Here is a 24,682-nt window from a genome sequence, read left to right as displayed (position 1 = left end):
CACATTTTCATTCTCTGTGGTGTAGCGCTGATTTTGCGCTACATGGATGGCTAACGGGTGCTTGTCTTCAAGAAGGAGTATGGTCTAAAGCGGCAATTTAGTAGAAGAGCGATGATTAACTGTGTTCAAAAATCGAGCTGAATTATTTGATGATTTAAATTTTTGATTCAATTTGTTAAGATGGTACTAATTGTAAATGACTGGAGGCTAAATTTGTGGTAACAATTGAGGACTTTTTGAAATTGGACATCCGTATTGGTACTGTTATTAACGCAGAACCCTTTCCAGAAGCAAGAAAACCTGCAATAAAATTAGAAATTGATTTTGGAGAAATTGGTGTTAAACATTCTTCTGCACAAATTACACAAAGATATACACCAGAACAACTTATTGGACATCAGGTGGTTGCAGTAGTAAATTTCCCTCCAAGACGTATTGCTGGTTTTAAATCGGAGGTATTGGTAATTGGAGGTGTACCAGAGGAAGGTGACGTGGTACTTTTAAAGCCAGATGAATCTGTTAAAAATGGAACACCAATAGCATAGGCATGATAAAAGGAACATCCTACTTGTTTTCAGTAAAATAGTAACGGTGCTATCTTGCAAAAATGTCGGCAACGAACTCTAACGGGTGCTTTACTTCCAGAAGGAGTAAAGTTGGTTTTTCAACAGATGTAAATGGAAGTAATTTAATGAGAAATAAAAAATAACATCTTCAACTAACGGTATGCTTTAGTAAAGTTCATAGGGTTCTTAGGCAAATCTTTTTTCTTATTAACAAAAGTGGCAGGTTAGATGAGGGATTTTAAGAGTAACAAAATAATATACTTTTTTTCTGTAGAACAATGATTCAAAAAAACCTAGCATTTAGCGGGGTTTTTTTATTGGAGAGATGCAAGTAATATTAATTAGTCGAATGAGCATGGATGACAGAGGGAAACAAATGAGATTATAATTATCTAGAAAATCTTTAAAAACAGTATCTAAATAGGTTTTGATAAATGAAGCTTTTCCTCCTGATTGTTTAAGCTTTGTTTATTATATTCTTCTTAAATTACTAACATTAAATACGTACTAGTTGGAAGTAACTTCCCGGAAAACAAAATTTTATAGTGTCCCTGTGTCAGAAACTTTCATGTTAATTCAAATAAACATGAAAGTCGTGAATTTCACGCTTTTTTCTGACATAGGTACATATTACAAAACCATAGTCATTTCAAACAATCCCCTTAAACAACCGCTTCTTCACTGCTTTGTCTGTTATAAACTATTAATCCCATTACGCCGCTGAGGAATAGCAAAGTGGAAGCTAAAACAAAAACAAACGCATAGGGAATGGTTTCCGACAGCCAGCCTGTCAACAACTGAGAGATGGGAACTGCCCCGAAAGCCGCTAGCGAAACGATACTCATCGTTCTGCCGAGCCTTGCCCTTGGAACATGGGCCTGAATCTTTGAAATGATGATGACACTTGATATACCATTCAAAATCCCTATGGCCGCTAAAGATAGCAACACGACCCATACTGAAGGAATAGCTACCAAAAACAAGAGCAGTCCCTGTATAAGTTCAAGCCAGTAAAACGAACGAAGTGTTTTATATTTTGGGTGTAATTTGGTGACAAACATCATGCCTATGACCGAACCAGCTCCAAAGGCAGCCAAGACAAATCCCATCTGTGAAGGTGCCAGATCGAAGCTTTCCTTTGAATATAGCGGTAATGCGATCTGCATTGGACCGACTACTACCAGTCCCCCCACTAAATTTACCAACAGTACGGTACGGAGCCACTTGGTTGTCCACACTTGCTGAAACCCTTCCACGAAATCTTTCACAATACGCGAGTCTTTCACTTTAGGTGAGTTTTCCTTGTTAACGCTGACCATAATCCCGGTGATAGCGCCAATCAAATAAGACATGGCATTTATGAGAAAACCAGCCTCTATTCCGTAGAGCCCCACCACTAATCCAGCAAGAGGAGGACCAATGAAGATGGCGGTTTGAGAGATTGATTGAACCCATGCATTGGCATTTTCTAAATCCCTTGTTTCTACGATGGAAGGAACAATGGTATTAAATGCCGGATAGAAAAAGCCGCTTGCCACACCAGATAAAGAAAGTAAGAGGTAAAGCAGTGGAAATGACAAGGCATCAAAGAATAAAAATGAAATCAAAACGGTCAAAATCACAAACCGAGCGAAGTCTGAAATCCAAATAACCTGTTTCGCACTTAACCGATCAACTGCAACGCCTCCCACCAGCAATAGAAGAATGCGGGGAAAGACCGAGAAGAATAGGGAAAGAGCCATTTGGCTGCTGCTTCCACCCATCTCAAAAATCAAGTAAATCAGGGTGATCTGCTGGAATCCATCTCCTATTGTCGAGAAGGACTGACCAAAGAAAAAATAAGTGAAATTCTTATTGGAGAAGAGGCTGTTTTTAAATAGTCTTCTCATTGTTCTGTTTCTCTTCTCTTAGATTTTGGAGAAACTGGATGAAAAAAACTGCTGAGCGTGTAGAATTTCCGATTATCTGTAGGTGCTCGTTTCATGGAAGAATTATTCATAATTTGATCGATAGCAGATAAATGCTTCTTAATAGAAGCTATTTCTTCGTCTGTTAACCACGCGTGTTCCTGAGTGATGAATGAGTTTGGAAGGAAACCTTCGTGATAATCGACACTTTCGATGAGATTCCGGTAAGTTTCATGAAAAGTAGATTCGTAGAGCATATGTTCATCGGATTTGGCCAATTCAAGAGAAGGAGAAAGTCGGAATGAACGGGCTGAAGCCGTATAATATTTTTCGATGATGGATCCTTTTACTTCTTCTCTTGTAAGTCGGATAATGCCAGCGTTCAGGAGTTCCTTTACGTGAAAGTGCACTTTAGGTGCAGACTCTTTGAGGGCGTTTGAAATTTCTTTATTTGTCATTTCATCAAACGAAAGAACGGTTAAAATACGTTGTCTTAACGGATGAGATAATGCGTGCAGCTGTTCAGTCGTTTCGATGATCATTTCATATTTCATGTTTTAGTCTCCTTTGAGTTTCTCATATAATAAAATTATATTTATCGATAAATTATAATTTATTAAAGAAATTATAAATCACCTTTTTTAAAATTGCAATATACACATCTAAAGTTTTAGGTTAGAAGCTGGGATAAACTAAGGACTGTTTCTCATAAATTTTATTCTAAAAAGAATCGAGCCTTTTGATATTTAAGAAAGAATCATTTAAAAATGATAGCAGAGTCACGTTTTCTAATGAGGGAATATCAAAAGGGAAAAGCAATGCTGATCAGCAAGGCCATTCCCTCTTTTTATCTGTATGAGTTTACTTTTATAAACGGTTATATTTTCGATATTAAGTAGCTGACATTGACTTGCGGTGTTGCAAATTAGCATTACTTTATCTTTATAAGTTTGCATTGAGAAGAATATCTCCATTAGGCTTCTACACTAAATAATTATAAATACCCATTAAATAACCTCCATTTATAGAAATATTAGTATACAGATTTGTTAGCACGGATTGGCTGTTCATCATCCAAATACAAGTGTTTTACAAGTCGAACAATATATAAAAAATCTTGAAAAGAAACTGTAACAAGATTATAAAAAATTGCCATTTTCAAGGATCGTATCAGAAGTTATTACATCGTACATAGAAAAAACCCACTCTTAGGTATTTGAATAGTTTTTTCTATTGCATCTATTTCTCGGCTACTCCATTCAGTTGATGTAAAAGGTACATGATTCTTTCTTTTATTTCATCCAATTCCTTTTTATTCATGCCAGTTGCGTAGAATAAGGATTGCGGAACACACGATGCCTTCTCCTGTAGTACTTTGCCAGCTTGCGTAATATAAATGTTCATGACGCGTTCGTCCACTGTGTCACGGCGACGCTCGATGAGACCCGCAGTTTCCATACGTCTGAGTAGTGAAGAAAGTGTACCAGTTATCAAGATTAAGCACTTCACCCAGCTCTTTAATTGTTCTTTGTGGCTTCTCCCACAGGGTAACTAAGACTAGATACTGAGGATAAGTGAGCTGAAGTTTATCTTTGAAAATGTACTTTATTAATCATTTTTCCTTCCATCATTAAACGAATAAATTGCATTAGATTTTCATTTTTAATTTTGTAGCTCAAACATTGTTGGCTATTTAATTTGGGAAAAAAAGGACGTTGACACCTCCATCCTACAAGTGTAGTCTATAACAAGATTACACTTGTAGGATGGAGGAACAAGATGAAGAAAGCAGAGTGCAAAATATCTGATGCAGAATGGATAGTAATGAAGGTGTTATGGGAAGAAGCTCCATTAACTTCTGCGATGATAGTAGAGGCAGTAAGTTCTAATAAGAATTGGAGTCCGAAAACAATTCATTCATTAATAAGTAGACTGGTAAAAAAAGGTGCTTTAGGTGTGAATAAGGAGAAGTCTCTTTATGAGTATTATCCTTTAGTAGATAAAAGAGACTGTATGTTAGATGAAACAAGATCGTTTATTCAAAAGGTATACGATGGTTCGATCCACCTTATGCTCGCCAATTTTATAAAGGAAGAGAAAATTTCTGAGAAGGAAATAGAAGAACTGGAACGATTGCTTAATAAAAAAAATAACAAGTAAAAGGCAGGTAATGATGTATGGTTTTATCTGCAATATTTAAAGAAGTATTATTACTTTCACTTATGGGCAGTATTTTAGCATTAGGGATATTAGGTATTAAGGCTATTTTTAGACAAAGACTTAGTGCAAAGCTTCATTATTATATTTGGATTCTGCTTGTACTTAGGCTAATACTGCCAATAGACATTCAAAGTCATTTAAGCTTTATGAATTTTATTCCAATTGAACAAAAGGAACTTGATCCTCACTTTATAGCAGAACATTATGTTCCTAACATAATACCAAACAATACTATCACAACCGAAAATCCACCTTCTATAGAAGATAGTAACGCATTAGCTGATCCGGGTATTATAGGCGCTATTTTTAGTTTTGATACTGCAGCGGTGCTGTGGATAATAGGGGTTTCATCACTTTTACTCTATATTTTAAGCGTAAATATCTTGATGATGGCTAAATTAAAAAAATGTTCAGTCTGTGAAAGAGAAGACTTAATTAAAATTTTAGAAGCAGAAAAATCAAAGCTTAAAATTAATTCGAAGATAAAAATTATTTATAGTAATTATTCGAAATCGCCAGCAGTTTATGGGTTGATCCGTCCTAAAATTATTATTCCAGACGAGCTTATAAACAAATTAACTTCGGAAGAGTTTAGGTTTGTATTAAGCCATGAATTAACTCATATTAAAAACAAGGATTTAGTGGTAAACACCTTACTTATGATTGTTAAAGCAATCTATTGGTTCAACCCCTTAATCTGGTATTCACTTAATCAGGTAAAACAAGACTGTGAAGTGGCTTGTGATGCGTCTGTCATCAGTACTTTAAAGACAGAAGAAGTCAAAAAATACGGCGAGACAATAATCAATATGCTTAGATTATTCTCAGAAAAAAGGAATACTACCGGTACATTAGGATATGCAAATAAATACAGTAAAAGGAGAATAGTCATGATTACACAATTTAAAAAAAGTTCGGCAATATGTGCAGTTTTAGCTGTATCTCTTACAATTATGGTAGGCTGCTCAAGCACCATTAAACCAGGCACCTCAGAGGATATCCCAAATGAAGATAGTGGCACAAATAGTTCTACTCCATCAGAAGAAATAACCTTACAAGATGAAGCACCACAAGGCAATGCAACTCAAGATAATGCAAATCAAGCAACTCAAAACGATACATCCCAAGACAATACAAGCCAAGCGTCACAAAACAGTGCAAAACAAAATAACAATACAAACCAAGGTGAAGCATCGAAAAACAATACCTCTGCTTTATCGTCTAATGGGGATACTCAGCGGAAACTTCTTTCAAGTATCATGCAATTGGCAAAGCAGGGTAAAATCATCAACTCAGAGTTTCCTGTTAAAACAACCGTTATAGAAGACGTAGAGAAAAAACTAGGAAAAGCGGAAAAGGTTGATTGGGTACCTAATGCGAAAGGAAATTATGCTGTATTTTCAAAATACAATGTGGTATTTGGTTTCAACAAAGGATCACGGGTTTTTGAGGCGAGATCGTTTGATAAGAAATTAAATGAATTATCACTTTCTATGGTGAAGAAAGAATTTGGAACTCCAGATTATGATGTAAAAAGTAATGGTGAGGAAATTATAGGGTATGTTGCAAGCTCTGATTTCAAGATTTTGTTAGTATTTCCTAAGTCTTCAAACAGTAATCCAGACCCGGTAATGGACCACTACTCCGTGTTTTACCCTAAGGGGACAGTTAATAATATGTCGAATGATCCGGGAAGACAATGGTAATAAAATGTGAAGCGAAAAAGTAACCACACGTAACGAGCTTCTTTTACAGCGTAAACATTATAATTAACAACTAAAATAGAGGATGAATGGATGATTTCATCCTCTGTAAATTACAGGCTTTATTGAGCCGATTTAACGCAATAGAAATAAAGATCAGAAACTGAATTCGAAAAATGTAAAAAAGATTATAATAGTTAAAGGCGAAAAGTTAGAAAGGAAAATTGGATATGAAAAGACAACAAAGAAAATCACGAAATAAACAACGTATTTTTACGATTCCACTTTTAATTTTAGCCTTAATTATTGGCGTTTATTATTATGCAATCAAAGAAAATAGTAGCGAACAGACGACGCAAGATAAAGAAAGTCCAATTATTACTCAACCTACCGGTAAAAATATAGTGGATTCAAAGAATGATCTGAATTCAAATCTTGAGAAATTGGTAGAAGAAACTTTTTCCTTATCGAAGGAAGGCAAGGTTCCGAATATTCCCTTTGCTTCCGGTAAAACAGACTGGAAGGAAGTAAACAAAGAGTGGGGAAAATCAGACCATATTTCGGAAACTGCTAAAGGCAGGTATGAGGAATACAAAAGTCATCATTCTACAATCGGCTATACCGATCAGACCGTAAATGATATACGTTCTTATGATTCTGAACTACAAAATATTTCTTTAAATGAAATTACGAAAATTGGTGGAGAACCCGATGCCATTCGATACTATAAAGATTCAACTGTTGACCAAATGATCCTTGTCTATCATGCAACGGCCTCTACTGACTTATTGTGGGTTTTACCAGTAAAAACAGAGTTGGAGCCAAATCCTAAAGTTGACCATATCTCACTCTATACACAGGTTGAAAAAACACCAAATCAGCAAGCCCAAGATGAAAAGAGCCCAAATCAACAAGCAGAAGTAGGGAAACACTCGAATCACCAAGAAAAAACCATTTCAGAAGTAATATCTAAAATGAGCTTAGAAGATAAAATTGGCCAGATGATTCTTGCTGGGGTTTCCGGGACTACAATGGACGCAAATGCAAAAAAATTAATAGGCCAATTTCATGTCGGGGGAATTATTTTCTACAAATATAATTTTGACACCCCTTCACAAACAGTTCAACTTGTTAATCAGCTGAAAGCTAAAAATAGTTCGAGTCTTCCGCTTATACTAAGTGTTGATCAAGAGGGTGGACGTGTGACAAGATTGCCAGGTGGACTTGTAAACTTTCCACCAAATAAACAGATTGGACAAGTAAACAATCCTGATTTTTCTTATAAAGTCGGTACACTCTTAGGCCGTGAATTAAAAGAATTTGGTTTAAATCTCGATTTTGCACCTGTTCTTGATATTAACAGCAATCCAAATAACCCAGTAATCGGAGATCGATCATTTGGGAACAATCCAGAAATCGTAAGTAAACTTGGAATTCAAACGATGAAAGGGATACAGTCTCAAAACGTCATCACGACAATTAAGCATTTTCCTGGTCACGGAGATACATCAGTTGATTCTCATCTGGACCTTCCAATTGTAAATAAAAGCCTAAATCAACTTAAAGAACTAGAGTTAATCCCGTTTGAACGTGCGATTAATCAAGGAGCAGATGTTGTGATAGTGGCTCATATTTTATTGCCTCAATTAGATAAAACGAATCCAGGGACCATGTCAAAAGCTGTAATGACGAATCTTCTTAGAAAACAACTAGGCTTTACAGGTGTAATCATGACGGACGATATGACAATGGGAGCCATAACAGAACATTTTGATATTGGTAAAGCATCGGTAGAATCAGTTAAGGCAGGAAGCGATATTATTTTAGTAGGGCATGACTATAATAATGTTGTACAGATTATCTCCTCTTTAAAAGCTGCTGTTCAAAATGGGGAAATTTCCGAACAAAGATTAAATGAAAGTTTAGAGAGAATTATTCAACTAAAAAGGAAATATAGCATTAACGATACGAAAGTAGAAAATCCTAACATAAATGAAATAAATAACTCCATCAATAGTCTTCTGAATAATTATTTACATTAATTATTAATATTGGTGGTTAACCTTATAACTCGAACGGGTGTGTAGTTGAATAATTAAATAAAGGACCATACATATTAGACTTATCTAAAATGTGTGGTCCTTTTATTATCAACCCTATTGACGCCTAACCTAAATATAACATTGGTTGTACCCATATATGCACGATGCTGATAAGGACGGTATGGTAGGTGAGTAAGCCCTAGAAGATAAAATAATAGAGTTAATTGATAAGAATGAAAATGAATTTTCTTTTATAAAATAATAATTGTAAAATATTACACTTAGACTATGGGTGCTTTAGTTCAATAAGGAGTAAAGCCTTTTTTCTTATTGAACTAAAGCGGCAGTTTAGTTGTGCGAAATGTTCCTAGTTAAATGGAGGATGGTTACATCTCTCTGGTAAAGGCTAGGCAATTCCTTATGGAATTGAAGGATTATATCGAAGAATCAAATGAAGAGGTAACGCTCTGAAGGGTTCTCTCTTAGTCGAGTAGCACTGGATTTAGTAAGAATGACCGTGTTATAAGCTCGGTGAAAAGGCGTGAGAAACTACCGTACCAGTTCGGCTGACGAAAGCCTACTCGATGGAGTGGTGTAGTTCATGATGCTTGAGTTGAATGAATATGGTGAGAATGCGAATAAACCTACAAGAAAAGGTTAAGCTGACGAACTTCTGAACGTACGGGTCTAGAACTGCGATACATAGAAATGTGTATGTCACCAAATTGTGAGGTTAGAGGTGGATGAGTAAGACTAGCTAATATGAAAATCCATGATATGTTACAGGCGTATGAATGCTAACAGGCTTACAGGAAGCACCTAAGTTCATTCTATAATTGTCTCATTTACTTAGGTCAGTGCAATTAGACATATCTAAAATGTGGGCTCCTTTTATTATCAATCCTATTGACGCCTAACCTAAATATAACATTGGTTGTACCCCCGTATATGCACGATGCTGATAAGGACGGTGAGTAAGCCCCTAGAAGATAAAATAATAGAGTTAATGGATAAGAATGAAAATGAATTTTCTTTTATAAAATAATAATTGTAAAATATTACACCATAGACTATGGGTGCTTTACTTCAATAAGGAGTAAAGCCTCTTTTGTTGTTACGACATAGTTAAGCAGTAAATAGTCGCCAGCCTTATGGATGAGTAGACTAAATGACTTTTTATTTACTATAATTTGATGTATGTATAATTACTTTTAATTTTTCAAACAACTTGATTGCTATTAAGGTATATTTAAAAAGCGAAAAATCAATTGGAAGTAAATGTTTTAATGAATTATCTATACATTAAATAAGGAAGGTGTCTAAGGACACCTTCCTTATTATTAATACTTCTAACGTATTTCCTGCTTTGTAATAATCATGATTTTAAAGAATGAATAAACCTTATAGAATTAGTAAGTAAGATAGCGTTATAAAAAGGCTATCAAAATAGCTTAGAATCTCCTCCACATTAGAAAAACGTATTTTCTTTTTATTCAAACCTTTCCCACAAATGTTGTATGTCTTTCATTGGGGGCAGGCCAAACATGCGGCTGTATTCTCGGCTGAAATGCGATGGACTTTCATAACCTACCTGGAACGCTGCTTCAGCCGCTTCCAGTCTTTCCGTTAAAAGCATTCGGCGTGCCTCCTGCAGCCGAAGCTGTTTCTGATACTGGATCGGGCTCATGCCTGTGATTTCCTTGAAATGTTGATAGAAGGATGAGGCGCTCATTCTGGCCTCTTTCGCTAAGTCCTCCACCTTTAAAGGTTGAGCGAATTCACGGTTCAATACCCCAATCACCTTTGCAATGCGCTGGGCCTGACTGCCTACAAGTGCAAAGTGCTTCAAGGAATTATTCTCATCATTCTGTAGAATCCGGTAAATGATCTCACGCTTAATACTTGCGGCAAGGACTGGTATATCCTTTGGAGTTTCCAGCAGCCTGATAAGCCGCAATACCGCTTCCAGGAGTGATTCGTTTATAAGGGTGATTTCCAGACCACGTCCTGTGGAATCACTGGAAATTCCTTGATTCGATGATTGAATGACTTCGAAAATCTGATTCATATCAAGCTGTAAATTTATACATAAATAAGGTTCTTCAGGTGAAGCCACCACGACCTGGCCTGTAATCGGCAAATGAACAGACGCAGTCAAATAACTGGCCGAATCGTACTGATAGGTTTCTTCACCGAGCATGACTAATTTTGTTCCCTGAGCCACAATGCACAGGGAAGGTTCATAAACAGAGTAAACAGGTTCAGAAACGTGGGAGGCCCGAACAAATCGCAAGCCTGGTATACAGGTCTCAGACGTCCCATCCACCGTTACGTTTCTCTCAATCAACTCTGCTAATTCCTTAATTCGCTCCATGGCAGTTCCTCCATCTTTTCCATCAACACTTATGGATTCCTTAGTCACTATACTATATTTTATTGGAGGATTAGGCAATTATTTCGTAAATATCGGCTACCTTCCCTTTAGCACAAAGATTCATAATATGTTTATGGGCAGGTATTTCAATGAGATAGTACGGAATAGAGCACGTTTCTGTTCTGCTCTTCGGTAAATTTTTTCACTTTAATTCTATCTAGGTTTTAGTGCTGCCTATCGTTTACATGTGGAAGGAGATAATGAAATGAAAAAAGAACATGCTAATTTATATCCCTATGTAGGCATATGGGTAACTGCGGACGGTCATATTCGGCACGAGTTACTGCCGAACGGACGGTATGACGAAGCACGTGGCAACAAAAAAAGCGCCTATCAAGGTAGCTATACCATCAAAGGCAATCATATCGAATATGTCGATGATACAGGCTTTACTGCTGATGGTGATTTTATAGATGGAGTGCTTTACCATGCAGGTATGGTGCTATATTTAGAGAAACCTAGTGAAGGGAGCAAGGAATGATGACTGTAATTAATGGAAAAGTAGTGGTGATTACGGGAGCAAGCAGCGGAATTGGTGAAACAACAGCCCGACTGCTCGCAAGTCTAGGCGCTCATGTTGTCATCGGGGCAAGGCGTGTAGAAAGACTAGAGGTATTGGCATCTGACATTAAAAAGGATGGCGGTTCTGTAGTCATTCAACAGCTCGACGTGACAGAAATGGAACAGATGCAGGCGATCATTGAAGTAGCCCAAAGCCGTTTTGGACGAGTGGACGCTGTAATCAATAATGCAGGGGTGATGCCGCTTTCTTCACTGGAAGCACTCAAAATTAAGGAATGGAACCGAATGATTGATGTCAATATTCGCGGTGTTCTCCATGGCATTGCCTCAGGTCTTCCGGTCATGAAAAAACAAGGTTTCGGACATTTCATCAATATCGCTTCCATCGGCGCCTACGAAGTGAGCCCGACAGCAGCTGTCTACTGCGCGACCAAATATGCTGTACGTGCCATAACGGATGGACTGCGGCAAGAGACTGCAGGGCAAGGCATCCGTGTGACCCTTATATCGCCGGGGGTAACGGAATCAGAACTAGCCGAGAGCATTACCGACAACGAGGCAAAGGAAATCATGAAGGAATACCGGCGTACCACTCTCCCAGCGACGGCTATTGCTCGTGCTATAGTCTATGCGCTAGAACAGCCTGAGTATGTCGATGTAAGTGAACTAGTCATTAAACCCGTAATATAGATTAAACAAAAAGACATTAGTATATTGTAGCTTTAGAATAAAGTTTGAACAAAAACGACACACAGACCCATATTTTAAGTAAAATTAAAAGAGCCCGTTTTGAACAAACTTTGTTCAAAACGGGTTAATTCTTTGTGAAACACTGTGCAATTCTCCGCAAAATCCTCGTCTACTTTGAAAATTGGCTTAATCACGAGTTTGCCCTCATGTAATTCAATCATTACTTCCTCACCGATATGTAGGGCGTCATAGTATTCTTTCGGAATCACTTAATGACGCTATGCCGATACTTTAATTTTTTTACTTTTAATCATTTCATTATTCAATTAATTATCATTACTTATTTTTATTTATGAGGAGGAAAATCGTTGAACAACAAAAGAGTAGCCTTCTTAATTATTGGCGTTATGCTATTTAATGCTGTGATAGTTAATGGCACATCTATCATTAACGGGAGATTTCCAGATAGGTTAATGACTATTGCTTTAACGATTATGTCTTTTGGTTTAGCTTATTTAGCGCCTCACTTTACGGAAAAAGACGAATGTGCTCAAATGATTCGAGAACGTGCCATTTATATTAGCTATTTTTGGTGTGTTAGTTATGTGATTATTTTAATGCTGATTTTTAACCCAACTTCAAATATTGATCTAATTTCCTTCCACACACTCACAATATTTGCCGTATTATATATATCTACGGTCTTTTTAAATATGGTTTATTACGCAGAAAAGTACTGAATTCTAAATCGAATGTTTTTGATAAGATTATTTCGGGGTTCCATTAACAACCGTTTTTGGTGCTCATTTTTAGAAATTAATTGGATATTTATATTAAGATAGATAAGAGATTGTGAAAAATGCACTTAAAGTAACTTGCAGGTTAGTTCAATAACTGCAAGATTCTTATGATATATTAAGTTAGAATGTGATACAAAGGGGAGTTTAATATGGACAAATACAAAATAGTTTTATAGACGGAACGCTTTCAGACCCTAAAATAGGTATAACAAAATCTGTTCAATATGCATTGCAGGAAATGCACATTATTGAGCCTGATATTGATAAACTTGAATGTTTCATTGGTCCGCCACTTCAAGTTTCATTTGCTGAATACTACAATTTGGATGAGGAAAATACGCAAAAAAGCCATTGATTTTTATAGGGAGAGATTTAAAGAGGTGGGTATGTTTGAAAATGAGTTATATTCACATATACCGTTACTATTGAAATCATTGAAAGAATTAAATTTCACTTTAGTTGTTGCAACATCAAAGCCTACTGTATTTTCTGAAAAAGTACTGATTCATTTTAATATTGACCAATATTTTGACCTTGTTGTTGGAAGTAATCTTGATGGAACAAGAACAGCAAAAACTGAGGTTATACAATACATACTCGATATGCACAATGGGCATAAACTAGATGACTTTATTATGATTGGTGACAAGAAGCACGATATCATTGGGGCAAATAACAACGGTATTGACTCTATTGGAGTAACTTATGGATATGGTTCTTATGAAGAACTAACTCATTCTAACCCTACTTATATTGTCCAAAGTGTTGACCAGTTAAAAGACATTTTGATTGGAAGTCAAGTCAAATAATTGATATGTAGTTGCTCAACTAACGGGTGCTTTACTTGAAGAAGTCAAAAAAGTCGGTTCCTTAACGTACAGGGAATTCGACTTTTTTATGTTTGAATTTGCTTAGCGTACAAAATTTCCGAAATGTTGGCGATACCCCTTTATGGGCTAGTATGACGGGGTACTCGAAAATATCATTTTATTGCTGGAGATAAACACAGTTACTCTACTATCACAAACTAGTCCGTGCTATTCTTAAAGAAATTCATACAAGATGTTCACACGACGTACACAGGAATCTTCTATACTCGGTTTAGATAGTCCTGCTGGAGGTGTATGAAGAATGAAATCATACTAGTATTCATGTCCCATAGTGATAGGGCGACGTGGATAGATGTGGAGAGGAAAGACATGAAAAGAAATTTATTATTAGTCGAAGATGACTTGCTGATGCGTGAGTTTATAACGGATTATTTCAAAAAGGAACAATGGGACGTGTACGAAGCGGAGAACGGTAATCTCGCACTCGAGATTTTTGAACGACAAGCCATTGACCTAATCGTGCTGGACATTATGATGCCAGAACTGGATGGGTTTTCAGTGTGCAGGCAGATTCGCAGGAATTCAGATGTTCCGATTATTATGATCACAGCTAGGGTGGAAGATGATGATCAATTGAGAGGGTTCGAGCTTGGTGCGGATGAATATGTCACAAAGCCTTTTAGTCCAAGAGTATTAGTGGCCCGTGCTATTGCACTGTTGAAACGGACGGAAGGTACGATTGGTCGAGAAGGAAATTTACTCACCTTTGGCGGGCTGACGGTAAATAGAATGTCCCATACTGTTTCCGTAGAGGGAAAATCGATTTCCTTATCACCGAAAGAATACGAGTTGCTTCTCTTTCTTACGAAGCATTATGGGAAAGTGTTGTCTCGAGATTTTATTCTGAATGCTGTATGGGGCTACGATTATATAGGTGATTTGCGGACAGTAGACACCCACGTTAAAAAATTGAGGGCGAAACTCGGTGCAGAGGGCAGATGCATCGGAACTGTCATCCGTGCAGGGTACAAGTTCGAGTTGGAAGGATGAGGAGGCAGGGAGTCGTCCTTAAACTTTTTGTTGTTACGACTAGTTTGATCTTGATTGTTTTTTCATTTGTAATGATTGCAGAAGGACTTTTTTTCGAGCGGTTTTACCGAATGTCTAAGATCCATACTCTAGAACAGAATATGAGTCACTTCGAGGAACAATATGAACAAGTTGTACCCGATAGTCAGAAAATCTCACGGTTGCTCGGTGCATTTATGAATGAGAATGATACGAGTACTTCACTTTTAAATCAAAGTTTTGAACAGATAATTTTTAATCCTTACTTTTTAGAGCTGCAAACAAACCATAAGACCATCATTGTTCCTCTGCCTACGGATGGAATGGAATATGACTCGCTTCCAAAGGGGATTCAAATCGGCGATCAATTGGTGATAGACGGTATTTTTATGGACGAAGATGATACCGTCATGCAACCTATTACTATTCAGAAGGATCAAACGGAACTCACAATGGGGTTAACACGGGTTCAAGGGAAGATTATTGATCTGATGGTGCCTGAGCATCGCTCGTATAACCCTCTCTATCAGGATACACTAATCGACGAAGCGCTCCAGGAATGGATGACCAAGTTGGAGCACTATCAATCGCGCTTGCAAGATGGATCGCCTGTTCAGTTGGAATGGGTAGATAATTGGAGTGGTGTTTCATATGCGATTGTGATTCAACCGCTAGCAACGGATGAACCCACTGCTCGTTATTTATTTGTCATGACTTCTCTACAACCAGTTGGGGAAGCAGTCGATATACTTAAGAAATATTTTGTCTATTTTGCTCCTATGATTCTAGTGCTCGTTACAATTCTGTCAATGATTTACTCCAGAATTGTATCCCGTCCTTTAGTTACACTCAACCATGCTGCTGCACGTATGGCTAACTTGGATTTCACGGGAGGTCCCGGACTTAATTCGAAGGATGAATTCGGAGAACTGTCCCGTAATCTGGAAGTGATGTCTCAGAATCTGGATACGGCCTTACAGGAACTGACCAATACGAATGATAAGTTGCAAGCGGAGATGGAAGAAAAACGACGGTCGGAACAACTTCGGAAAGAACTGATTGCCAATATATCACATGAATTAAAAACCCCATTAGGTATTGTGAGAGGATTCGCGGAAGGATTGCAGGATGGAGTAGCGAAAGATAAAAAAGAACGGTATCTGGATCACATTGTAAATGAGACAGATCGGATGAATGCATTAATCATGGATATGCTAGAGCTTTCCAAATTCGAGGCCAAAGCGATTCAATTAAAATGGTCACATTTCTCTATGACAAGACTTGTTCAAAATTTGGCGGATTCGTTCTCTCAACAAATGGAAAACAGAAGCATTCAGTACAAGTTGAATCATCAAGAAGAGCATTACGTCACGGCGGATTCTAGAAGAATCGAACAGGTCATTCTGAATTTAATGAGCAATGCCATACGCCATGCAGTGGAAAACAGCGTCATTACGATTACCATCGACCGGGATTCTTCCGGAAAGATACTTACGGTCATCGAGAACATGGGAATGCCAATTGCTGAGACCGATTTAAGCAGAGTATGGGACCAATTCTACCGAATTGAGCGTTCTCGAGATCGGAAATCTGGAGGAACGGGTCTGGGACTATCTATAGTCAAACACATCCTAGAGCTCCATCATAGTGAGTTTGGTGTGATGAATACGAATAACGGTGTCGCATTTTCTTTTACTTTATATGAAAGCAGAGGAGAACTACATGAATAACAAAAAATACGGCTATATCGTTTCAGTACTATTCGTGCTTCTTATGACGAGTGGTTGTGCCTCGGAAAAAGAACCTGAGGCATCGGATACCATTCATGCGAAGCCATCTGAAACCAATCAAGGCAGTGCTACGAAAGAAGATGCTAAAGCAAATCCTCAGAAGGAAGTACTCATCATTATTGATCAGACGCCGAAACCAACTGAGGGCAATAGTTTCGATTTCGTCGTGAAACAGGTGCCAGAAGGATTCACGCTAGCCGAAATGGAGTGGAATTCCAAGAAACACCGGATTGTCAATACGGTTCTAGAAGCCAAAGTACATGGTGCTAATGGGGAAGACGGATTTTACATTAGTGGAAACGGGCAGTTTTCAGGGTTCATCTATCCAGACACGATGAGAGGGGATGAAGGAGAAGTTGTTTTCCGATTCACCAATTCGAAAGGTGAAGAAGTAACGTGGAAAAAGAACCTGACGTTGATGCTTCTAGAAAAAGAGGATAATGCAGCTGATGGTGTTATTGCTGACGATAAAGAGGTCGTGAAAGAGGAGCCTATGAAGGAAATTCTCGTCATTATTGACCAGACACCAAAACCGATTGAGGGCAACAGTTTCGACTTCGTCGTGAAACAGGTGCCAGAAGGATTTACGCTAGCCGAAATGAAGTGGAATTCCAAGAAACACCGGATTGTCAACACAGTCCAAGCAGCGAGGGAACATGGGGCGAATGGGGAAGACGGCTTTTACATTAGTGGAGACGGGCAGTTTTCAGGGTTCATCTACCCGGATACGATGAAGGGTGAGCAAGGGGAGGTTGTTTTTCTATTTACCGATAGCAAGGGAAAAGTGATAACGTGGAAGAAGGATGTAACATTGAATTCTTCAGCAACTTCTCAGAAAGAGAGTAAAAAGGAAGTTGTCACTGTGAACCCACAAGAGACACTTGAGGTCTATATGCAGGCTATCGCTAGTCAGGATGCTGAAGCACTTGTCGAATTATACGGAGGGAGCTATCAAGGACTCAGAAATTTATTTCCTGAGACTGACCTTAATGATAAGCATGCACTAGTAAAACAGTATTTGGAGTTAGGACCTAAAGTTTCACTGAAAGAGATTCTGAGTCGGACTGAAGTGAGCAAAGACGTGTATACGTTTGTCGTTGCGTTTAAAAATGAAGACGGCACGCGGTTCGGGGTAAGGGAGTTCGACAAAATCACCAATACTTTTACGTACACAGTTAAAATAGTGAATGGCAAACTGAAAGTGATGGAACTTCCCCCCTACCAAGCTTAAGTTGTGATTCATCAAGAAGAAGTCGAAATGACATCATCCTTTTGATGATATCATTTCGACGTTTTATTTAAGGGTAGCCGTAATCCAACCTAATTTCATCTTCTATTACGCCCAGCTCGCTAACTTTTTCAGGTTTTGGGCAGCAAAAGTTAGCATCGCCTGCCTAGACAATTTTTTAAGACTCCTAAGGTTTGTTTATCGCATACCATGCTTTTCTTTGGCATCGGCAACGACTCCTTCAACCGTCTCTTTGATTTCATAATGGTGTCTCTAGTCTTCTGCTGCATCTGGATAGTCTTGTAAGACATGACGTTGAATTAGTTTTTTTTTATTGCTTCTTACTTTTCGTGCACTGATCAATTACAGGGCAAGATCCACAAATGGATGGTGTCGATGGGTATTGACGATACCCTTCCTTATGTCGTATTTTACTTAGCGTATGTCTTGTGCTTTTTGTTGGTAGGACCCCTTATGTGTGAAAAAACAAGGGATTTCTGAAGAGATCCCTTGTTTTTTCACATATTAGCGCTTATAACAAAACTTGTCGCGCTGCTGCTGTTGAGTGACAATAAAGTTGTTTCATTACAAATAAAGTCGTTTAAGTTACAATAAAGTTGTTTAAAAACTTTAATTATTTGATTCCATTAACAGGCCATTTTGTTTGAAATTTGGGAGTGAAGAAATGAATAACTTTTTTAGCTGAATGGCTAATTTAAACTTAGATATAAAAAGTTATCTAAATATTTAAAAGTTTTGGATTGGTATAACTGTTCGGAATAAATTAATTGTGCTAGGATAATTTAGTGAGTCGAAATAGATTGTTATATGAATTGGAGAGAGTCATGAGTAATTTTAATCTTTTATTAGTTAAGAATAGTCAAATAGAAGGGGAATGTATTTTATTACGACCAGTTTCGTTTAATGATGCTGAAGATATGTTTGAATATACATCTGATGAAGAAACAACGCGTTTTTTATACAGTCCACATAAAGATTTGGAACAAACTCAAAGTATGATTGCAAATTATTTTGTCAAAGAGCCTATCGGTAAATATGCAATTGTCTTAAAAGATAGCAATAAAATGATAGGTGCTATTGAGTTTAGAGTGGATGACTGGAATAAAAGCGGGGATCTTGGTTTTACATTAAATAGAAAGTATTGGGGCAATGGCTATATGACTGAAGCTGGAAAACTGATACTAGAATTAGCCTTCAAAGAATTAGGGTTAGAGCGTGTACATGCAGCACATGATGTTATTAATGGTGCTTCTGGTAAAGTATTGCTTCGCTTAGGTATGCAACGAGAAGGGACCCTTCGTAAAAGCGAAATGATCAAAGGTGTATTAGCAGATAGCGCGTACTATTCGATTTTAAAAGATGAATATTTGAATGCTGGGAAAAAAGAACAATAATCGCTATTTGTTTTGGCAATTCCATTTACTAATGCATTTTTAGAAATCTACTTGTCAGATGAATTGTAATTTCAATAAGGAAGGTGTCCATTTGGGCACCTTCCTTATTTATTGGATAAGACAATCCAATTAAATATTTTTATTAACGATATTTTAAATAGTATAGGCTGGCAACTAGTCATACTTGAATGTAAAACGAAATATTAGAACAATTTTGACATAAGTAATAGATAAATATTTTTCAAAAAAATGTAACGAAACAGATAACCAAGGTATTAATATTAAGAACAGCAAGAGAGAGAGGGCGTTATGAAGAAGCTTGAAGAAGAATACGAAAAAATTCATCCGAAAATCTATACGTTTTTTTATGCTAAGACAGGGAATCAGGCAACAGCTCAAGACCTTTGCCACGATACCTTTTATGAGGCATGTAAAAACATCGCATCATTTAATGGACATTCCACCTTGTCGACTTGGGTGTTCTCGATTGCGAATAATTTATTAAAAAAGTATTACCGAAAAAATAAGTATCAGCAAAGCTTAATGCAAAAACTTGCATCTCTTCCAGATAATGAAACCCATTCACTGGAAGAGATGGCGGAAATTAATGAAGAAACAAAAATACTCTTACATCATATTTCGAAACTGGATGATGCCTCTAGGGAAATCATATTGCTACGCATATACGGAGAACTGAGTTTTGCAGAAATCGGCATTTTGATTGGCAAATCAGAGAATTATACGCGCGTGACATTTCATCGGTTGAAATTAAAGATTCAAAAATTAATGGAGGAGACTTTATGAAAAAAGAATGTGCGGTTGTGCAAGACCTTTTGCCTTTATACGAAGAAGACTTGTTGCAGCTAGAGACAAAACAATTTATCGAGGAACACTTGAAAAGTTGCCAAAACTGCCGCCAAATCGCAGAACAATCACAAATTCCTCTTCCCACGGAAGTAAACGTAAGCGGTGTTTCTAACAAAATGATTCGAAATATAACGTTGAAATTGGCGACCATACAGATTTTCTTTGTATCCATTGCTTTGATATTGGCTATCGGCACGACCATTATGAAAGACAATAGCGGCTTTATCCTGACCTATGCCCTTTTGGGTGCGGTTACGTATCTATTTTACCGATCGGCGCTCGTTGCCATCCTGCTTGCAGGAATACCCAATTTCATATGGAATTGCCTGTCATATATGACAGATTGGTTCGGCGAATTCTATGCTGAAAGTTTTTCGGAAGCTCTTCTAATAGCACTGACGTCCTTAGTTATCCACCTGCTGTTTACTTTTATTGGAATCATTATTGGCTTTTGTATACTTAAAGCAAGAGAGGAAAATTAAATATGATAAAGAAAATAATATACAGTGTGATTGTAATTTTATTAATTGCAGCCGTAGTATTCGCTTACATGCAAATGAGCGGAAATACAATCGACAAGCACAAAGCAAAGGAGAGCCTTGAAAATTTTTTAGAACAAACTTATCCGGACATGGACTACGAGATCAAGCGGTCTGTAGGATATGGATGGTCCGATGGCACTTATGAGTTTAAAGTGGTAAAAAAGGACACGACTGCAGTTGAAAACACTTATACCTTCCATGTCTCCGCTTTCGAACCGTATGAAGTTTTTAGTGATACAATCCATGAATCCAAGATAGACAAAGCGGCATCCGAAAAGCTAAACGCGGAGGCAGAGCAGTATATTCTTACGCTCCTTCAGAAAAAAGTGCCGCAAGTCGATTCAGTTGATACAAATGTGGAAGTATACAACCAAATTGACGAGGAATGGACGCCGCAGTTGAAAACACCAAGGCCGATTCACATTATGCTGGAAATTGAAAAAGGCAATTTAACGAAAGAACAAATGTTGCAACAGAGCCAGGAAATACAGAAGCAATTGAATAGTGAATCCATCAATTATGTTTTAGCAGAAATAGAGTATAAAAGCGTCATGAATGGTGAAGAAATTTATGATTACTACATTAGATTTACACCGGAACAAGAATTAACGATAAAAGAGGTTAATTAATACTTTATCAAAATAGATTGTGTATTGAATTGGACATAGTTTAATACTTTTGAAATCTAATTTAATTGCTAAAAAAGCATATATTCCACAATCGGGCGCGATTGTGGAACAATTTAGATAGGAAATGATCAAACTTTTTTATAAAAATTGAACAATACTTCACAAAGAAAGAGCCCATTTTGATTAATCCTTTTTTCAAAATAGGTTCTTCTTATTTATCATAAAATACCGGTTTGTGAGGTATTTTTGTTAATAGATGAGCTCATTTTTTAATGATAATAAGTGGATTATTCTTATTTCATTATTGATTGTATTACAGTCGAGGCCATCTACTTCGAATTAAAATGGCCAAATCTTAGTACACCAATAAAATACCTTACATATAAGGTGTTATAAGGTGGTTTCCTCATTAAGAAGCCTCTTCTGGTTGTGCGATTTCAAATTCACCTTCTGCATACTCTTGCTCCGCATAATGGCTTCCCCATTCACAGAGCTCCTGCAAGATTGGTTTAAGAGATTCTCCAAGTTCAGTGGATGAATATTCAACCTTCGGTGGTACTTGATTATACATCTTTCTGCTCACAAGTCCACTGTCTTCAAGCTCTCTAAGTGTTTGAATCAGCATTTTCTGAGTTATATTTGGGATAATGCGCTTTAATTCACTCGTTCTCTTTGGTCCATTCATTAAAAAGTGTAATACAAGACCTTTCCATTTTCCGCCAATAACTTCCTTTGTCACTTCAAAACCACAACTAAATTTTTTCAAGTCTAAACCTCTCCATTCCACATTTATTACTTTTTAGTTACTATATCACTAAAAAGTGGGCACTTCCGTTAATGTGCTTACTGAAGGATACTATATCTTGTGAGTTGTTCTTCAAGTACTTAAAGGTACTAGACATAAATTAATTTTAAAGGAGTGTTAAATATGGGTAAATTTGAAGGTAAAATAGCGCTTGTAACGGGTGGAACAAGTGGGATTGGTCTTGCTACAGCACAAAAATTTGTAAACGAAGGTGCATATGTTTATATCACGGGACGTAGACAAAACGAACTTGATAAAGCTGTTAACCAAATTGGCAAGAACGTAACCGGTGTTCAAGGTGATATTTCTAAGCTTGAAGACTTAGACAAACTTTATGACATTATAAAGCAGGAAAAAGGTAAGTTGGACATTCTTTTTGCTAATGCAGGCACCGGCAACTTCCTTCCATTAGGTGAAATTACAGAAGAGCAGGTTGATAGAACGTTTGACATTAACGTTAAAGGAACCATCTTTACTGTTCAAAAAGCGTTATCACTATTCCCGGATAAAGTAGGTTCTATTATTGTAACGGGCTCTACTGCTGGGTCAATTGGCAACCCAGCGTTTAGTGTATATGGAGCATCTAAAGCAGCATTAAGAGCACTAGTTCGCAACTGGATTCTTGACCTAAAAGGTACTGAAATCCGTGTAAATGTGGTTAGTCCAGGAGGTATTCTTACACCTGCATATGATGAGCTTTTTGGTGATGCACTTGAAGAGGTACTGGAAAATAGCAGAAATACTGTTCCAGCTGGAAAAGTTGGGACACCTGAAGAAGTAGCAAACGCTGTATCTTTCCTTGCTTCAGACGAAAGCAGTTACTTGACGGGTGTAGAATTGTTCGTAGATGGCGGGCTAGCACAGGTATAATTTCACTGCGCAGAGATTACAAATAGTCCGGAAAAAAGGTTAATGGGGAATGGTGTAACCGAATCGCCGCAAAATATATAATTTATAGGAGGAGTCAATATGACCAATCAACAAGTTCAACTCAATATTCGTTTTAAGGCTAAACCAGGGAAGAAAGAAGAATTCCGCAAGGAGCTATCTTCCCTTATTGAGGAGATGTCATCCGAGAAGGCATTCATTAGCGCCATTGTATCGGACGATCTGGATCAGCCAGATGACTTGATTATTTATGAAACATGGCAAGGCACGAGAGATAGCTGGCTTGCGGAAGAATTTATTAAACCATACCGCAAGAATTACGAAGGAACACTGGGCGATTTAATTGTGGATAGAAGCGTCAGCTGGTTGCAACCTAACCGTGAATGGGGAAGTCATATAACGAATGCATATTAATTTTTATAAATGAGAAATAGCATCTACAGCTGTACAAATGGGCGAAGTCACAATAGCTGTCTTCGACGATACATGCGGCAACATTATTCAGATAATGCAGGAGTAACCTTATTTATGGTAGAAAAAATTATGCAATAAAGTGTTTTTATAAACAATTTAACAACAACTTTATGTTGAGACCTAATAGAAGGAGGAAAGCATCATGGCATTTTTCGAGACAAGTGACGGCGTCAAATTGTATTATCAGCAAAAAGGAGAAGGACAACCGATTGTGCTCGTCCATGGCTGGTCATCGGATCATAAAACATTCGATCAACCATTTGAAGAATTGAGCAAAAAGTTCAATGTAGTGTCTTTTGATTTGAGGGGACATGGCGCTTCTGATCGCCCGGAGCATGGTTTGACATTGAAGAGATTCGCTTCCGATTTGGAAGAACTAATGGAGCATCTTAACTTGATGAATGTCACATTGGTTGGACACTCGATGGGGGTTTCTACGACATTCGAGTATGTAAAAAACTTCGGTGTATCCAGATTGAAGGCCGTATCGTTGTTCGACATGACACCAAAATTAGTCAATGAAGAGGATTGGAATTTAGGTCTTTATCACGGTAAATATACGCGGGAAGACTCATTGAATGATTTGACAGTGATCAATGATAGCTTGAAGGAATTCGCAAAGCCTTTCTTTAAAGTAACCGTCCCATACTTGACTGGTGAAATGATGGAAGAGCAGCTCAATTTAGTAGTCAACGGCAATACCCCTCATGTATTAGCGGCAATGTGGCATGCGATGGCAGTTGGCGATTATCGTGACGTGTTACCACAAATCACTGTACCAACACAAATTGTGTATGGAGAAAAGAGTACACTTTACTCAAAAGAAACAGCGGAATACATGAAGGAACAGATTCCGAATTCTGAAGTGATTCCGTTTGAAAACTGCACGCACTTATTAGTTGCGGAAGATGTAGTAAAAACAGCAAAAGTAATTGAAGAACTTGCAAGTTCTATGGTGAATTCATAAATAATGAAGGGGCTGTCTAAAAAATCCCTAAAATGAAGAAGGTGGAGAAAAATAAATCGTTTTTCTCCACCTTCTTTTTTGATTTTTCGTTTTATAAGGTGGTTTCTGCACAATAGGCCCACCACTTTCAGCAAGTTATGGGCCATTGCCAGTATGCCAAATTCCGTTTGGACCTTTTCAAGGGTGTTTACTAAATAGCATAGATGTAAGGGTAAACAAAAAGTCTTGTTCAACTCCCATGAAAATTAAAATCTTCGATTTATAGAAAAAGGCAATACGAAATCGGACGCAGCTC

23 protein-coding genes and 1 pseudogene are annotated in these 24,682 nt (G+C 37.5%); 18 read left to right on the top strand and 6 right to left on the bottom strand.

What is annotated here, in order from left to right:
- Positions 1 to 215 precede the first annotated feature (215 nt).
- The gene (gene csaA, locus FS486_RS19520) at positions 216 to 545 is read left to right on the top strand and encodes a chaperone CsaA (RefSeq protein WP_144513987.1); all 330 of its coding nucleotides are present in this window, start codon (positions 216 to 218) and stop codon (positions 543 to 545) included.
- A gap of 683 nt (positions 546 to 1,228) precedes the next feature.
- On the opposite strand, the gene FS486_RS19515 is transcribed toward csaA, so the two are convergent.
- The 3 genes from FS486_RS19515 to FS486_RS19505 all read right to left on the bottom strand — a co-directional run bounded on the left by FS486_RS19515 (position 1,229) and on the right by FS486_RS19505 (position 3,967).
- Positions 1,229 to 2,455: an MFS transporter gene (locus FS486_RS19515; protein ID WP_144513986.1), complete on the bottom strand. Its 1,227-nt coding sequence runs from the start codon at positions 2,453 to 2,455 to the stop codon at positions 1,229 to 1,231.
- The gene (locus FS486_RS19510) at positions 2,452 to 3,027 is read right to left on the bottom strand and encodes an ArsR/SmtB family transcription factor (protein ID WP_142540468.1); all 576 of its coding nucleotides are present in this window, start codon (positions 3,025 to 3,027) and stop codon (positions 2,452 to 2,454) included. Before FS486_RS19510 ends, FS486_RS19515 begins: the two co-directional genes overlap by 4 nt.
- Positions 3,028 to 3,712: 685 nt before the next feature.
- Entirely contained in the window at positions 3,713 to 3,967 is a 255-nt protein-coding gene (locus tag FS486_RS19505; RefSeq protein ID WP_229677475.1) for a MarR family winged helix-turn-helix transcriptional regulator, read from the bottom strand.
- 285 nt (positions 3,968 to 4,252) lie between these two features.
- On the opposite strand from FS486_RS19505, the gene FS486_RS19500 reads away from it, so the two are divergent.
- The 3 genes from FS486_RS19500 to nagZ all read left to right on the top strand — a co-directional run bounded on the left by FS486_RS19500 (position 4,253) and on the right by nagZ (position 8,438).
- A complete protein-coding gene (locus FS486_RS19500; protein WP_142540469.1) occupies positions 4,253 to 4,633 on the top strand; it encodes a BlaI/MecI/CopY family transcriptional regulator in 381 nt (126 codons plus the stop codon).
- A 17-nt stretch (positions 4,634 to 4,650) separates the two neighbouring features.
- Positions 4,651 to 6,399, top strand: coding sequence for a M56 family metallopeptidase (locus FS486_RS19495; RefSeq protein ID WP_142540470.1), 1,749 nt, complete (start codon positions 4,651 to 4,653; stop codon positions 6,397 to 6,399).
- A 227-nt stretch (positions 6,400 to 6,626) separates the two neighbouring features.
- Positions 6,627 to 8,438 (top strand): beta-N-acetylhexosaminidase, encoded by a 1,812-nt coding sequence (gene nagZ, locus FS486_RS19490; protein ID WP_142540471.1) that lies wholly within the window; start codon positions 6,627 to 6,629, stop codon positions 8,436 to 8,438.
- 1,489 nt (positions 8,439 to 9,927) lie between these two features.
- Here the strand turns inward: nagZ and FS486_RS19485 are convergent.
- Positions 9,928 to 10,812 (bottom strand): AraC family transcriptional regulator, encoded by an 885-nt coding sequence (locus tag FS486_RS19485; protein ID WP_142540472.1) that lies wholly within the window; start codon positions 10,810 to 10,812, stop codon positions 9,928 to 9,930.
- 265 nt (positions 10,813 to 11,077) lie between these two features.
- Here FS486_RS19485 and FS486_RS19480 point away from each other — a divergent pair, with 265 nt between their 5' ends.
- The 7 genes from FS486_RS19480 (at position 11,078) to FS486_RS20255 (ending at position 17,803) form a co-directional block, all read left to right on the top strand.
- Positions 11,078 to 11,353 carry an Atu4866 domain-containing protein gene (locus FS486_RS19480; protein ID WP_142540473.1) on the top strand — a complete coding sequence of 92 codons (276 nt, stop codon included), beginning with the start codon at positions 11,078 to 11,080 and terminating at the stop codon, positions 11,351 to 11,353.
- On the top strand, positions 11,353 to 12,084 hold the full coding sequence (locus tag FS486_RS19475; RefSeq protein ID WP_142540474.1) for an SDR family oxidoreductase: 732 nt from the start codon (positions 11,353 to 11,355) through the stop codon (positions 12,082 to 12,084). The genes FS486_RS19480 and FS486_RS19475 overlap by 1 nt, the downstream gene beginning before the upstream one ends.
- 368 nt (positions 12,085 to 12,452) lie before the next feature.
- On the top strand, positions 12,453 to 12,824 hold the full coding sequence (locus tag FS486_RS19470; protein WP_142540475.1) for a hypothetical protein: 372 nt from the start codon (positions 12,453 to 12,455) through the stop codon (positions 12,822 to 12,824).
- A gap of 446 nt (positions 12,825 to 13,270) precedes the next feature.
- Complete coding sequence (locus tag FS486_RS20535) at positions 13,271 to 13,693, top strand: HAD hydrolase-like protein (RefSeq protein ID WP_229677477.1); 423 nt, start codon at positions 13,271 to 13,273, stop codon at positions 13,691 to 13,693.
- A gap of 390 nt (positions 13,694 to 14,083) precedes the next feature.
- Positions 14,084 to 14,764: a response regulator transcription factor gene (locus FS486_RS19460; RefSeq protein WP_142540476.1), complete on the top strand. Its 681-nt coding sequence runs from the start codon at positions 14,084 to 14,086 to the stop codon at positions 14,762 to 14,764.
- Between the two features lie 110 nt (positions 14,765 to 14,874).
- The gene (locus tag FS486_RS19455; protein WP_260858175.1) at positions 14,875 to 16,512 is read left to right on the top strand and encodes a sensor histidine kinase; all 1,638 of its coding nucleotides are present in this window, start codon (positions 14,875 to 14,877) and stop codon (positions 16,510 to 16,512) included.
- Positions 16,505 to 17,803 (top strand): hypothetical protein, encoded by a 1,299-nt coding sequence (locus FS486_RS20255; RefSeq protein WP_186321531.1) that lies wholly within the window; start codon positions 16,505 to 16,507, stop codon positions 17,801 to 17,803. The genes FS486_RS19455 and FS486_RS20255 overlap by 8 nt, the downstream gene beginning before the upstream one ends.
- Before the next feature lie 105 nt (positions 17,804 to 17,908).
- Here the strand turns inward: FS486_RS20255 and FS486_RS20530 are convergent.
- A pseudogene (locus FS486_RS20530) lies at positions 17,909 to 18,221 on the bottom strand (transposase); the annotation flags it as partial.
- A 424-nt stretch (positions 18,222 to 18,645) separates the two neighbouring features.
- Between FS486_RS20530 and FS486_RS19445 the strand changes: the two are divergent.
- The 4 genes from FS486_RS19445 (at position 18,646) to FS486_RS19430 (ending at position 21,253) form a co-directional block, all read left to right on the top strand.
- Entirely contained in the window at positions 18,646 to 19,215 is a 570-nt protein-coding gene (locus FS486_RS19445; RefSeq protein WP_144513984.1) for a GNAT family N-acetyltransferase, read from the top strand.
- Between the two features lie 309 nt (positions 19,216 to 19,524).
- On the top strand, positions 19,525 to 20,019 hold the full coding sequence (locus FS486_RS19440; protein WP_142540486.1) for an RNA polymerase sigma factor: 495 nt from the start codon (positions 19,525 to 19,527) through the stop codon (positions 20,017 to 20,019).
- Positions 20,016 to 20,564 carry a zf-HC2 domain-containing protein gene (locus tag FS486_RS19435; RefSeq protein WP_142540487.1) on the top strand — a complete coding sequence of 183 codons (549 nt, stop codon included), beginning with the start codon at positions 20,016 to 20,018 and terminating at the stop codon, positions 20,562 to 20,564. Before FS486_RS19440 ends, FS486_RS19435 begins: the two co-directional genes overlap by 4 nt.
- Positions 20,565 to 20,566: 2 nt before the next feature.
- Entirely contained in the window at positions 20,567 to 21,253 is a 687-nt protein-coding gene (locus FS486_RS19430; RefSeq protein ID WP_142540488.1) for a YfjL-like protein, read from the top strand.
- Between the two features lie 409 nt (positions 21,254 to 21,662).
- On the opposite strand, the gene FS486_RS19425 is transcribed toward FS486_RS19430, so the two are convergent.
- Positions 21,663 to 22,019: a winged helix-turn-helix transcriptional regulator gene (locus FS486_RS19425; RefSeq protein WP_142540489.1), complete on the bottom strand. Its 357-nt coding sequence runs from the start codon at positions 22,017 to 22,019 to the stop codon at positions 21,663 to 21,665.
- 162 nt (positions 22,020 to 22,181) lie between these two features.
- On the opposite strand from FS486_RS19425, the gene FS486_RS19420 reads away from it, so the two are divergent.
- The 3 genes from FS486_RS19420 (at position 22,182) to FS486_RS19410 (ending at position 24,387) form a co-directional block, all read left to right on the top strand.
- On the top strand, positions 22,182 to 22,928 hold the full coding sequence (locus FS486_RS19420) for an SDR family NAD(P)-dependent oxidoreductase (protein WP_036198350.1): 747 nt from the start codon (positions 22,182 to 22,184) through the stop codon (positions 22,926 to 22,928).
- 99 nt (positions 22,929 to 23,027) lie between these two features.
- Positions 23,028 to 23,360 (top strand): putative quinol monooxygenase, encoded by a 333-nt coding sequence (locus FS486_RS19415; RefSeq protein ID WP_142540490.1) that lies wholly within the window; start codon positions 23,028 to 23,030, stop codon positions 23,358 to 23,360.
- Positions 23,361 to 23,562: 202 nt separating this feature from the next.
- Positions 23,563 to 24,387 carry an alpha/beta fold hydrolase gene (locus tag FS486_RS19410; protein ID WP_142540491.1) on the top strand — a complete coding sequence of 275 codons (825 nt, stop codon included), beginning with the start codon at positions 23,563 to 23,565 and terminating at the stop codon, positions 24,385 to 24,387.
- The last annotated feature ends 295 nt before the right edge of the window (positions 24,388 to 24,682 follow it).

Origin of the sequence: Bacillus sp. FJAT-22090 (genome assembly GCF_007676755.1) — a bacterium.
In the GTDB taxonomy this organism is placed as follows: domain Bacteria; phylum Bacillota; class Bacilli; order Bacillales_A; family Planococcaceae; genus Psychrobacillus.
The sequence above is the reverse complement of the archived record's forward strand: the minus strand, read 5'-3'. Positions and strand labels throughout refer to the sequence as shown.

Bases quoted from the DNA above. Each gene is read 5' to 3' on its own strand.
- FS486_RS19515 (WP_144513986.1), bottom strand. From the start codon at position 2,455: ATGAGAAGACTATTTAAAAACAGCCTCTTCTCCAATAAGAATTTCACT.
- FS486_RS19510 (WP_142540468.1), bottom strand. From the start codon at position 3,027: ATGAAATATGAAATGATCATCGAAACGACTGAACAGCTGCACGCATTA.
- FS486_RS19500 (WP_142540469.1), top strand. From the start codon at position 4,253: ATGAAGAAAGCAGAGTGCAAAATATCTGATGCAGAATGGATAGTAATG.
- FS486_RS19495 (WP_142540470.1), top strand. From the start codon at position 4,651: ATGGTTTTATCTGCAATATTTAAAGAAGTATTATTACTTTCACTTATG.
- nagZ (WP_142540471.1), top strand. From the start codon at position 6,627: ATGAAAAGACAACAAAGAAAATCACGAAATAAACAACGTATTTTTACG.
- FS486_RS19485 (WP_142540472.1), bottom strand. From the start codon at position 10,812: ATGGAGCGAATTAAGGAATTAGCAGAGTTGATTGAGAGAAACGTAACG.
- FS486_RS19480 (WP_142540473.1), top strand. From the start codon at position 11,078: ATGAAAAAAGAACATGCTAATTTATATCCCTATGTAGGCATATGGGTA.
- FS486_RS19475 (WP_142540474.1), top strand. From the start codon at position 11,353: ATGACTGTAATTAATGGAAAAGTAGTGGTGATTACGGGAGCAAGCAGC.
- FS486_RS20535 (WP_229677477.1), top strand. From the start codon at position 13,271: ATGTTTGAAAATGAGTTATATTCACATATACCGTTACTATTGAAATCA.
- FS486_RS19460 (WP_142540476.1), top strand. From the start codon at position 14,084: ATGAAAAGAAATTTATTATTAGTCGAAGATGACTTGCTGATGCGTGAG.
- FS486_RS19455 (WP_260858175.1), top strand. From the start codon at position 14,875: ATGTCTAAGATCCATACTCTAGAACAGAATATGAGTCACTTCGAGGAA.
- FS486_RS20255 (WP_186321531.1), top strand. From the start codon at position 16,505: ATGAATAACAAAAAATACGGCTATATCGTTTCAGTACTATTCGTGCTT.
- FS486_RS19445 (WP_144513984.1), top strand. From the start codon at position 18,646: ATGAGTAATTTTAATCTTTTATTAGTTAAGAATAGTCAAATAGAAGGG.
- FS486_RS19440 (WP_142540486.1), top strand. From the start codon at position 19,525: ATGAAGAAGCTTGAAGAAGAATACGAAAAAATTCATCCGAAAATCTAT.
- FS486_RS19435 (WP_142540487.1), top strand. From the start codon at position 20,016: ATGAAAAAAGAATGTGCGGTTGTGCAAGACCTTTTGCCTTTATACGAA.
- FS486_RS19430 (WP_142540488.1), top strand. From the start codon at position 20,567: ATGATAAAGAAAATAATATACAGTGTGATTGTAATTTTATTAATTGCA.
- FS486_RS19420 (WP_036198350.1), top strand. From the start codon at position 22,182: ATGGGTAAATTTGAAGGTAAAATAGCGCTTGTAACGGGTGGAACAAGT.
- FS486_RS19415 (WP_142540490.1), top strand. From the start codon at position 23,028: ATGACCAATCAACAAGTTCAACTCAATATTCGTTTTAAGGCTAAACCA.
- FS486_RS19410 (WP_142540491.1), top strand. From the start codon at position 23,563: ATGGCATTTTTCGAGACAAGTGACGGCGTCAAATTGTATTATCAGCAA.